This window comes from Calditrichota bacterium (assembly GCA_013152715.1).
In the GTDB taxonomy this organism is placed as follows: domain Bacteria; phylum Zhuqueibacterota; class Zhuqueibacteria; order Thermofontimicrobiales; family Thermofontimicrobiaceae; genus 4484-87.
This window is the reverse complement of record JAADFU010000125.1, coordinates 101,530-112,449: the sequence shown is the minus strand read 5'-3', so window position 1 is coordinate 112,449 and position 10,920 is coordinate 101,530. Positions and strand designations below refer to the sequence as shown.

At 44.0% G+C, this 10,920-nt stretch carries 9 protein-coding genes; 6 read left to right on the top strand and 3 right to left on the bottom strand.

All coding sequences use genetic code 11. The annotated features are described in order from the left end of the window. Nucleotides 1-484 precede the first annotated feature (484 nt). The 3 genes from GXO74_10400 to GXO74_10390 form a co-directional block, all read right to left on the bottom strand. A complete protein-coding gene (locus GXO74_10400; protein ID NOZ62080.1) occupies nt 485-910 on the bottom strand; it encodes a hypothetical protein in 426 nt (141 codons plus the stop codon). A 20-nt stretch (nt 911-930) separates the two neighbouring features. Further along, nucleotides 931-1,470 (bottom strand): hypothetical protein, encoded by a 540-nt coding sequence (locus tag GXO74_10395; protein ID NOZ62079.1) that lies wholly within the window; start codon nt 1,468-1,470, stop codon nt 931-933. Between the two features lie 132 nt (nt 1,471-1,602). Continuing rightward, nucleotides 1,603-2,934 (bottom strand): ATP-binding protein, encoded by a 1,332-nt coding sequence (locus GXO74_10390; protein ID NOZ62078.1) that lies wholly within the window; start codon nt 2,932-2,934, stop codon nt 1,603-1,605. Nucleotides 2,935-3,166: 232 nt separating this feature from the next. On the opposite strand from GXO74_10390, the gene GXO74_10385 reads away from it, so the two are divergent. The 6 genes from GXO74_10385 to GXO74_10360 all read left to right on the top strand — a co-directional run bounded on the left by GXO74_10385 (nt 3,167) and on the right by GXO74_10360 (nt 10,868). Beyond that, nucleotides 3,167-5,269 carry a pullulanase gene (locus GXO74_10385; GenBank protein ID NOZ62077.1) on the top strand — a complete coding sequence of 701 codons (2,103 nt, stop codon included), beginning with the start codon at nt 3,167-3,169 and terminating at the stop codon, nt 5,267-5,269. A gap of 194 nt (nt 5,270-5,463) precedes the next feature. Continuing rightward, nucleotides 5,464-6,198, top strand: coding sequence for an NAD-dependent deacylase (locus GXO74_10380; protein NOZ62076.1), 735 nt, complete (start codon nt 5,464-5,466; stop codon nt 6,196-6,198). Nucleotides 6,199-6,225: 27 nt separating this feature from the next. Continuing rightward, nucleotides 6,226-8,526, top strand: a complete 2,301-nt coding sequence (locus tag GXO74_10375; GenBank protein NOZ62075.1) for a tetratricopeptide repeat protein — start codon at nt 6,226-6,228, stop codon at nt 8,524-8,526. 19 nt (nt 8,527-8,545) lie between these two features. Further along, the gene (locus GXO74_10370) at nt 8,546-9,358 is read left to right on the top strand and encodes a dihydroorotate dehydrogenase electron transfer subunit (GenBank protein ID NOZ62074.1); all 813 of its coding nucleotides are present in this window, start codon (nt 8,546-8,548) and stop codon (nt 9,356-9,358) included. After that, complete coding sequence (locus GXO74_10365; GenBank protein ID NOZ62073.1) at nt 9,351-10,268, top strand: dihydroorotate dehydrogenase; 918 nt, start codon at nt 9,351-9,353, stop codon at nt 10,266-10,268. The genes GXO74_10370 and GXO74_10365 overlap by 8 nt, the downstream gene beginning before the upstream one ends. Before the next feature lie 288 nt (nt 10,269-10,556). Continuing rightward, nucleotides 10,557-10,868: a septal ring lytic transglycosylase RlpA family protein gene (locus GXO74_10360; GenBank protein NOZ62072.1), complete on the top strand. Its 312-nt coding sequence runs from the start codon at nt 10,557-10,559 to the stop codon at nt 10,866-10,868. Nucleotides 10,869-10,920: the final 52 nt, after the last annotated feature.

Here is a 10,920-nt window from a genome sequence, read left to right as displayed (position 1 = left end):
AATTGACTGATTGCAACCTCTGAACGAATCTATGCGCTTGTTCAAAACACAGCTTTATTCAAAGCAGTTCCCCAAAAATTATTTTTTTCCTAAATAACTAAACATTAGAGCCTTGGCGGCTTCGAGGCTGAATAGTTACTATTTTTCAAAAATTAAATCTGGAATATCAATTTGAAAGCCGTCTTTTTTCTTTTCATAAAAAATATTTTCGCGTCAATTTTTTCAACGACGCGTGCCCGGTGCGTTTTGATTGGCGAAATTCAATATTTGCGCGGCATATTTGGAAAATTTCACAGATTCAATTTCAAGTGACTTCTGAATTCCTTATTCAAAATCTTAATCTTGTTCTTCTTGCAATTTCCGTTCCTGAACCAGCTTCTGAAATTTTTTCTGCAGATGAATCTGGTGCCTCTTGCATTTTACGCGAATCTCCGATTATGCACACATGTTTGGTCATCATAACTTTTCTACTGAATCCCAAATTTCAAAAGAAAAGATGAAAATGCGTAATAATCCCTGCCAGAAAAAATGACAGGTAACGACTAAACGACTGAATTGAATTCAAAAAATTTGTGACTTGAAAACTGGGCGTCGCTGCGAAAATGATGGCGCTGACAATCAAGAATAAATTAAAGAAAACGATCATCCCGGTGACAAAAAGCGGATAATACTGGTTTCGCGGCATTCGGTTTTTGCTGTCTGATAGCGAAAACAGTGAGCCGGTCACGATGCCTAAAAATGGCAGATAAATGTCAAATAATATTTTGTTGATTTTTTCCAGTCCTCCGGGCGGCATGTTTGCGGTAGAGCCGCTAAAATTTATCAGCATAAAAAAAATCAGAAAAGCAAAGCTGCAAAACCAGATGATAGCGTTCAGTCCGATCCAGGATTTGATGGTTCGAGTTGACATGAAACCTCCTTGTTTTGAAATCACGAACCGTTTTTAATGAATTTCAACTTTTCTTTGAAATGAAAAATCAATCGCTGAATTTGCTCGCTAATGCGGTATTTTTCCGATTCTGCCCATGCCGGCAATTGATCGCAATACCACTCTTCGCAGCGGGCGCAGGTGGTGCAGACGGCATATTTGATCTGTAGCGCCAGTCCGGATTTGCGCGGCACTTCAACGAGCAGGGAAATTTTCAAATATTGATGTTTCGGAGTGCGAAAATAGTCATTTTTGAACGTGAACGGCGTGCGCACGAAAACATAATTTTCCGAAGCCACACAACTGTCCACAGAAAAATCCATCGCATTCAGGGCTGAAATGACTTGTTTGACCTGTTCGTCACTGCTATTTTCTTTTTCCGCAAACAAAATGTCCTGCTGCGTGTAGGCATCATAGTCCAGAAATGGCTCTTCTTTGGGCGTCTGATTTTGGAACAACAGCGGCGGCTTGTGCGAACAACTGGCAATTAAAATCAGCGCAAAGAGCGAGATTATCAGAAAAAAGCGACTTTTTGCAGACAACTTTCCTCACATGGCTAAATTCAATTCATGGTATCATTCCGATAATCAATAAATTAGCAAAATTATGAAAAAAAGCAAGCAGAAAAATGATCAAGGCGCTTTGGGGATGAAAAGTTTAAAGGAAAAAATTTCTCATTGTAACATCCACTCCCATAACGGAATAAACTTGATTTGATGTCTGCCGCCTCTCACTTGAAAAGTTTGTTCTTTTTTCTCTTTGCCCGTAACTATAATTAAATTTTGACAATCAAGATACGCTCCGGCTCGGATCAAATTATTGACTTCACGTTTCATCGTCTGCGGATCTGATGTGTCCCAGCAAACCTGAATTAGCTCTTTGACTTTCTCTCCGCTTTTCACAACAAAATCCACTTCGCGTTGCTGGTTGTCTTTCCAATAATAAATTTCTAAACGCGGATCACAAACTCGTCTTTTGAATAACTCATTCGCGACCACATTTTCAGCAATTCTCCCAACATTTTCAGAAAAACGAAAGCCTTTCGCTTGATAAAACCCCAGGTCTGAAACATAAACTTTGTGTATCGAGCGAATTTGCCTGCCAATGGAATAATCATATTGTTTCAAAAAATAGAACATGCGAGCAATTTGAAAATAACGGGCAAATCTCTCTACGGTATCAAGGCTAATATTTAATTTCTTTTTCAAACTATTAAAGGATTGCAACGTTGCGATGTTCGCAATTAACAGATTCGACATTTGTTCTAATTTATGAATCTGCTTAATGTCAAATCTTTTTGCCAGGTCTTTGAAAATAATATCATCAAAATATCTTACCAGCAGTTCTCGTTTTCGCGCGTCACCATTAGACAAAACGATTTCCGGAAATCCGCCCCATTGTAAATATCCGTCGCCTGCCCTTTGAATTTCGATTTTGTTTTTGACAATTTCTAAATCTGACGAAAAATCAATACTTTTAAATCTGAGGATTTCCTTGAAGTTAAGGGGGAATATTTCAACATCAACATGTCGGCCGGTCAATGTTGTGGAAATTTCTTGTCCTAATAATTTTGAAGATGAGCCGGTAACAATTACCCGAAATTTTTTTGCCTCTAATAAATATCTTACAACTTTTTCCCACCCATCTACATTCTGAACTTCATCTAAAACAATCAGAGGATTTTTGGGAGAAAGATTTTTTTGATAGAGCTCAATTATTTCCAGCAATTCCTGAGTAGAAATCTTTGCCGGAAATCTGGGGTCTTCAAGGTTTATTATCAGGCTTTCCTTGACATCAAGGTTTTTTTGCGAAAATAGCTGTTGCAAATAGAGATTAAACAACGATGATTTCCCGGCGCGCCGAACGCCGAAAAGTGTCAGCGCTGTTTTTTGGGAAAAAATTGACTCGATTTGACGGATGTAATCATCCCTTGATTTCAAATCAGCTTTAAAATTGCCCCAATAGTTCCAATCAGCGAGAATATCGAAAAAATTATTGTAACTCATTGCTATCCCTATTATTTTTTAGGTTTCATCGGTCAAATTATATAGAATATAACCGATAGAACCTAAAAAATCAACACTTTTTTTATTTTTTTGATTTAGTTAACAGATAGAAACGAACTTTGAAAATACAAAAGCTAAAAATATAAACACAACACGTTATTTCGTTATTGGAAATTTCAGAAAAAAATATTATATTCAATAGTACACGGTTTAACTTTATTGGGAGGATAAAATGATTTACAATATTGTCTTTTTCAAATTTTTTCCCGCAACGATTGCGATGGCATTATGTGTTGTGCTAATATTTACACTCACGGCAGTCGTCGCCCAATCCCGCTACCCCGACTATTTCCCGGAACAAAACAAATATTTTTCCACAAAATCCATGGGCGCAAATTACGAAAACGGCAACACAGTGTTCCGTGTTTTCGCCCCCAATGCGGAGAAAGTGAGTCTAATTATTTTCAAAAAATTTGACGACGAACAGGGCGAAGAATTTCCCATGACAAAAGACACAAATGGCGTGTGGGAAATTTCGCTTTCAGGGGAAAGAAAAAATATCTATTACGGCTATCGTCTCGATGGGCCTGACGACGGAATCAATATGTACGATCCTGAAGTGATTGTCGCTGACCCGTACTCGCGCGCTGTGGTCACGAAAAATAATTACCATCATCCGGCGAAAACGCTGCTTCTGGATACTGCTTACGACTGGCAAGGCGACACTTGGGTGAAGACTCCCATTCAGGATTTAGTGATTTACGAAATGCATGTTCGCGACATGACTGCGCATCCGAGTTCCGGCGTCAAAAAAGCAGGGACCTATTTGGGATTGCTCGAAGAGGGAAAAACCGGCGGGCTGGATTATTTGCTCGATTTGGGCGTGAATGCGGTGGAACTTTTGCCGTGTCAGGAGTTTGCCAACATCGAAGTGCCGTACAAGGACAAAACTGCGCCGGTGTACAACACCTGGAATCCCTACGCACGAAATCACTGGGGGTACATGACTTCCTATTTTTTTGCTCCGGAGTCTTATTACGCTACCGATGGCACAATGGAACCGGGCAAATATTGCGGCGCTGACGGCAGGCAGGTGCGCGAATTTAAAGACATGGTGAAGGCGCTGCACAAAAAAGGTATTGCCGTGCTTATGGATGTGGTTTACAATCACTGTTCCGAATATGATTTTAATCCGTTCAAATACATTGACAAAAAATATTATTTTCGCCTGAATGAAAAAGGCGAGTTCCTTGCCAAAAGCGGCTGCGGCAATGATTTTATGACCGAACGCCCCATGGCGCGGCGCCTGATTCTCGAAAGCGTCAAATATTGGATGACGAAATATCATATCGACGGATTTCGTTTTGATCTGGCATATTTGCTCGATGAACAGACCTGTCGGGAAATCATCGCTGAAGCAAAAAAAATCAATCCCAATGTGTACATTATCGCCGAGCCTTGGGGAGACGGTTACGCCCCGGATTATTTTTCGCGTTTGGGCTGGGCTGCCTGGAATGACAAAATCCGCAACGGCGTCAAAGGGCAAAATCCGTCCGATAATTTGGGGTACATTTTCGGCAATTGGGAGCGCGATACCAAACCGGACCATCTGAAACGCTTTATTTTAGGCTCCACTGTAAAAGATGGCGGTCAATTTCAGCTTCCCGAACATTCAGTAAATTATCTGGAATCTCACGATGATTATACATTTGGTGATTTCGTTCGAATCGGGACCAAAGCTGTGGCTGAAAATACAAAAATCATCGATCTCGAAAAACATGTCCGACTCACGGAAAAGCAGCTAAAAATCAGCAAATTGGGCGCGCTGTTTCTGTTCGTTTCCCAGGGGCCCGTCATGATTCACGAGGGACAGGAATTTGCCCGCAGCAAGGTCATTGCCCCGACCGATGCGCCCGACCCGCATGTCGGGCAAATTGATCACAACAGTTACGACAAAGACAACACGACCAACTGGATCAATTACCGCCACCGTGAAATCAATCGCGAGCTTTACGATTACTATCGCGGCTTGATTCAGTTGCGAAAAAAGTACCCTGCGCTGAGGGAAACGCCGCGCGAAAATGTGCATTTTTTAGCTCAAAAAAATGAGTTTGCTTTCGGTTTTCGCATTAGGAAAAATCGGTCTTGTGATGCGGCTGAATTGCTTGTTCTCATGAATGGAGATACTAAAAACCGCGTTGCTTTTCCAATTCCTGAAGGAAATTGGATTATTTTGGTGAATGGAAAAAAAGCGGGAATTGAGCCGTTGGGTAAAATTGAGAAAAAAAATGTTAAATTGGCGCCGACGACGGGAATGGTGTTGGTGAAAGAATAAGTGCGAAAGGAAAATCCCAAATTCCGAATCCTAAATAACAAACAATACCCAATGGCCAAAAGGAACAGCGGTTGGAGTCTGGAGCTTTGGTTTTGGGATTTTTCAGTTTGCGCCTCCTCAATCTTGTCGAAAAAAACTTGCTTGTTACTCAAATTAATGCTATCTTTCCGAAGTGCCACTAACAGGAGAAGCGTATGTTTTCCGAGAATTTTTTGAATCGTTTGAATAAGGCGAACTCGGTGGCGGTTTTGACTGGCGCTGGCGTTTCTGCGGAAAGCGGCGTACCCACATTTCGCGGCGAAGAAGGCTTGTGGAAAAAGTACCGACCCGAAGAATTGGCAAATTTCGACGCTTTTATGCGCAATCCGAAACTCGTTTGGGAATGGTACAATTTTCGAAAACAACTCATTCGCGACGTCAAGCCGAATCCCGGACATTACGCGCTGGCAGAGATGGAGAATATCTTTCCGGAATTTCATTTGATCACGCAGAATGTGGACAATTTGCATCGTCGCGCCGGAAGCAGAAAAATTTACGAATTACACGGGAACATAATGAGAAATCGCTGCGTTGATTGTAATAAATACTACGATGAGGACGATCTTGTTTTCGACAGCGTCGGCGAATTGCCGCGGTGCGATTGCGGCGGTCTGATTCGACCTGACGTCGTGTGGTTCGGCGAAATGTTGCCCGAAGCGGAACTGCGCAATGCATTCGCTGCTGCGCGTTCCTGCGATGTTTTTTTGACTGTGGGCACTTCGGCGGTGGTGCAGCCCGCCGCTTCATTGCCATTAGAGGCTCTGAAATCCGGCGCTTTCGTAGTTGAAATCAACCCCGAACCGACGGCTATTTCCAACTATGTTCATGAGTCGATTATGGGCAAATCCGGGGAAATTTTGCCTGAACTACTCAAAAAAATCAGCGGATAAATCCCATTAAATCTCTTTGGTGAAATTGTGGCGCGCATAAAAAATTTAAAATTCGTGAAAATATTTTTCCGGCTCGGTCGAGTGCAACTCATTTTGCTGATCGTTGGTTTGATCGTTTTGGCGGACTGCGCCTATTACAACACTTTTTTCAATGCCAAGCAGTATTTCAAAGAGGCGGAAAAAGAACGAGAAAAACGATTAGAAAGGCAAAAAAAGCAGCCGCAGCGAGCCAAGAACCGACCTGGCAGAAACCAGCTTTCCTCGGCAGAGATCAAAAAATACGACGACGCCGTCAAAAAAGCATCCAAAGTGCTGGAGCTTTATCCGAAAAGTAAATATGTCGATGATGCGCTGTTTCTGTTGGGGAAGTGCTTTTTTCGAAAACAGGACTACCCAAAAGCCGTGCGCAAGTTTTACGAACTCAGCGAAAATTTTCCGGACAGTCCTTTTGTGCCGGAAGCGCGTCTCTGGCTGGCGAAAGTTTTCATTGCGCAGCGGGACTATGAAAGCGCGCAAACAACATTGCAGGAATTAATTAATAGCAATGTTCGCAGAAACGTCATCGATGAAGCTCGCTATTTGTTAGGCGGACTTTTTAAAAACAAAAAAGACTACATGCGCGCTGTTAGTGAATTTGAAGTGGCGGCTAAGCGCGTCAAAGACGAGGCCATTCGCGCCCGCAGCTATTTCGAGATGGGAGAATGCTATTTTGAATTAAAAAATTACGAGAAAGCGATTGAGAGCTATCGCCAGGCGCGGAAATACAGCCCCGACGAACGTTTTGAATACGACGCCATGTTCAAAATGGGGCTGACTTACGAAAAGATTAAAAAGTACGACGACGCGATAGATATTTTTAAGCGGTTATTGAATAATATCGCCAACCAGGATTATTGGCCCGCTTGTCGGCTGGAAATTGCCCATTCTCATCGCCTTGCGGGCAGAGACGAAGACGCCAAATTCTGGTACCAGGACATAATTGAAAAACATCCGAAAAGCACGGAAGCGGCGGACGCTTATTATTATCTGGGGAAAATTTATCTGGAACGCGAGGGCGAATATGAATTTGCCAAGGAAAATTTTGACAAAGCGCCCAAAGAGAACCCTCGTTCTTCCCACGCCAACGAAGCGCGCGCCATGAGCAAAAGCGTTCAGCGACTGCTTGCCCTGCGCGACGATATTCAGCAACAAATAAAGAGAATAGCGGCCGGAGATTCAATTGCCGCATCAATGGACAGCGTGGAAATAGATCTGGCTCAGGAAAAATATTCTATTGGTTATATCGACAGCATGTTCTCCGATACGACGCATTTTGACATGGATAGTCTCAAAATCTTCGACGACAGCACGCGCACAATTTTGACGGATTCCATTCGTATCGCTTTCGAGGACGAGGAAAACATTGATTTGCGGAAACGCATTCTCAAACAAATTGAAATCGCCCAACGACGCAGCAAAAACCGATTCGACAATTTCGACGATCAGGAGCGGCTGCGGCGGGAAGAAGAAGAGAAAAAGAAACAGCAAAAAATTGTTCTCAAAACAGGGAACTTGGGAACGCCTCAAGAGGAAATGCTCAAAGACAAAGTCCTGCTGGCTGAAATTTATTTGTTCGAATTTAATCAGCCTGATTCTGCGCTAAAGGAATATCTTGATATATTGAAAATCGACACATCGAAGACCATCATTCCCAAAGCGCTTTATTCAATAGGTTACATTGCAGAAAATTTCAAACAAGACACAGTTTTGGCCGATTCCATGTTTCAGCGGCTCATTACGGAATTTCCGGACAATGAATTTGCCCAAGCGGCGCGCAAACAGGCAAAAACGATCAATATTCCCGATCCGGAAGAAAAAATCAAGCGGAAATATTTAACTGCCGAAAAGGCGTATGTTGACGAGCGCAATCTGCCAACGGCCTTGAAGACATTTTCTGACATTTCAGAACAATCCCCAACGTCGGAATTTGCGCCGAAGTCGCTTTTTGCCATGGGCTGGATTTACGAAAATGATTTAAAAAATCCGGATCGAGCGTTTGAAGCTTACCAGTCTTTAGTGGAAAAATACCCGAATTCGACTTATGCCAAACGAGTGCAAAAAAAAGTCGCGGCGGTAGAAAAAGCAAAGAAAACCGGCCAGCAAACTAAAGCGTCGCCGACCGAAATTGCACCAAAGACAGACGAATTAGCCAAGACGGCAAAAGCGTCGCCGGATAGCCTCGGCGATGAAGTAGATATCGCCAACATGACCAAAGAAGAGTACCGTCGCTATTTGCTGCTGGAAATGGAGAAAAATGATCCGAGAAGAAAGACGCCGAGAAGGTGGTAAGACGGGAGAGGATTAATTTATGGGAATCATGGCGGGAACCACAGCTCGACTTGCAACCGGTAAAATCATAGAAAAATTCTCCATCACCAACGACATCAAAAAGTTGCGCATTTATCACCCGGAGACCGCGAAAAGCGCGCTGCCGGGACAATTTGTCAATATTCGAACTTCCGGGAGTAACACGCCGCTGCTGCGCCGGCCTTTCAGTATTAATCTTGTCCATCGGAAACAGGGCTGGTTTGATATTTTATTTCGTGTGATCGGGCGCGGCACTGTCGCGCTGGCGCAATTTGAATCCGGCGCTGAAGTGGATTTTATTGGCCCGCTGGGAAATTCGTTTTCCTTTCCTGAAAAAAAAGAGACAGCCATACTTGTCGCCGGCGGTCTGGGAATTGCGCCGCTGGAATTTTTGGGACAAATTTTTTCCGAGAGAAATATTTCCGCACATCTTTTCTGGGGCAATCAAACCCAAGCGCCTTTTGTTTATCAGGAAAATTTTTCTCAAAAAAAAATTAGAACGTCACTCGCCACCGACGACGGAAGTTTCGGTTTTCACGGCAATGTAATTCAATTGATTGAAAAAGAATTGTCTCATTTTTCCTCTGACAAAATTCGTGTTTACGCTTGCGGCCCCAATCCCATGCTGCGCGCGCTGAAAAATTTTACTCGGGGAAAAAACATCGCTTGCGAGGCCTCGCTGGAGACCATGATGGCTTGCGGTTTCGGCGTTTGCATGGGCTGCAATGTGGCAAAGGCCGACAACGCTGGCTATTTTTACGTATGCCAAGACGGGCCGGTTTTTGATTTAAAGGACATTCGCATTCATGGCTGATTTACGAGTTTCGTTGGGAAAAATAACGCTCACCAATCCGATTCTGACGGCATCCGGCACATTTGGCACCGGCGAAGAATTCACGCCTTTTCTCAATCTGGATCGGCTGGGCGGAATCGTGACCAAAGCGGTCACTCTCGAAGCGCGTTCCGGAAATGCGCATCCCCGAATTGCAGAAACGCCGGCCGGAATGCTCAATTCCATCGGCCTCGCCAACGTCGGCGTTGAAGCATTCATTCGCGAAAAACTTCCGTTTTTAAATGCGTTGAAATGCCGCGTATTCGTCAACGTCGCCGGAAAAACGATTGACGAATTCGCTGAAGTTATTCGCCGCATTGAGTCCGCCGGCGGAGTTGACGGCTACGAGCTGAATGTTTCCTGCCCCAACGTGAAAGAAGGCGGAATGGCGTTCGGCGCTAATCCTGAAATGACCGCCCAAATCACAGAAAAAACGCGTCGGGCGACTGATAAATTTATCACTGTCAAACTGACGCCCAACGTAACGTCCATCGCGGAAATCGCCGTTGCCGCCGAACAAAGCGGCGCCGACGCGCTGACAGTGATCAACACGCTGGTCGGCATGGCCGTCGATATTCATTCGCGGAAACCAAAATTAGCCACGATTACCGGCGGTTTGTCCGGGCCGGCAATCAAGCCGGTGGCGCTGGCAAAAGTTTTTCAGGTCGTTCGTGTCGTGAAAATTCCCGTCATCGCCTCCGGCGGCGTCATGAACGTTGACGACGTAGTTGAATTTCTCATCACCGGCGCGACTGCGGTACAAATCGGAACCGCAAATTTCATAAATCCGAAAATATGCGAACAATTAGCGGACGAATTAAATGAATTTTGTCGCCTGAATCAAATTGACTCAATTCAAGAAATTATCGGAACCCTAAAACTGAATAAGTGAACAATGAAAGCCTCAAACAATCTTTTTCGTTTTTCTATTTTCATTTTTTCTGTCACAATTTTATCCTGCGCCCATTCCGGCGGCAAAAAATCCGCCAGTCAGTCGGCGGCGGATGGCATCGTTTTTTTGAAGAAGGAAGAGCCCGGAATTAGCGGCAAAAAAGAAACCAAAAAGCGGACGCCTTCTCCGGAAGGAGCGACGCAAAACTCGAATGAAATAATCAACCCCGAACAGACTCGCGGCATCGTTTTTTTGGATTATGATGATCAAGTTCATGCGTTGTCCGGTATGCCGCTATCATTGAAGCTAACGACACAGCAGGGCAAAGCTTCTTATTACGCGGACTCTTTTAAAGGCAATAAGACCGCCAACGGAGAAATTTATGATCCGAAGAAATTTACCGCCGCCCACAGAACGCTCCCCTTTGGCACGCGCGTTCGGGTGACCAATCTATTTAATGACAAAAGCGTTGTCGTGCGCATCAACGACCGGGGTCCGTTCATAAAATCGAGAATAATCGACCTTTCCCGCGCGGCAGCGGAACAGTTGGGAATAATCGACAGCGGCGTGGCGGAAGTGCTGATCGAAGTTCTTAAATGAGAACATTTTGCAGAAAAAAAGACGCCAAACCTTCACAATTAATAGAGGAGAC

Excerpts from the sequence above, each read along its gene's own strand:
- GXO74_10385 (NOZ62077.1), top strand. The coding sequence starts at position 3,167 with ATGATTTACAATATTGTCTTTTTCAAATTTTTTCCCGCAACGATTGCG.
- GXO74_10400 (NOZ62080.1), bottom strand. The coding sequence starts at position 910 with ATGTCAACTCGAACCATCAAATCCTGGATCGGACTGAACGCTATCATC.
- GXO74_10380 (NOZ62076.1), top strand. The coding sequence starts at position 5,464 with ATGTTTTCCGAGAATTTTTTGAATCGTTTGAATAAGGCGAACTCGGTG.
- GXO74_10370 (NOZ62074.1), top strand. The coding sequence starts at position 8,546 with ATGGGAATCATGGCGGGAACCACAGCTCGACTTGCAACCGGTAAAATC.
- GXO74_10365 (NOZ62073.1), top strand. The coding sequence starts at position 9,351 with ATGGCTGATTTACGAGTTTCGTTGGGAAAAATAACGCTCACCAATCCG.
- GXO74_10390 (NOZ62078.1), bottom strand. The coding sequence starts at position 2,934 with ATGAGTTACAATAATTTTTTCGATATTCTCGCTGATTGGAACTATTGG.
- GXO74_10360 (NOZ62072.1), top strand. The coding sequence starts at position 10,557 with ATGCCGCTATCATTGAAGCTAACGACACAGCAGGGCAAAGCTTCTTAT.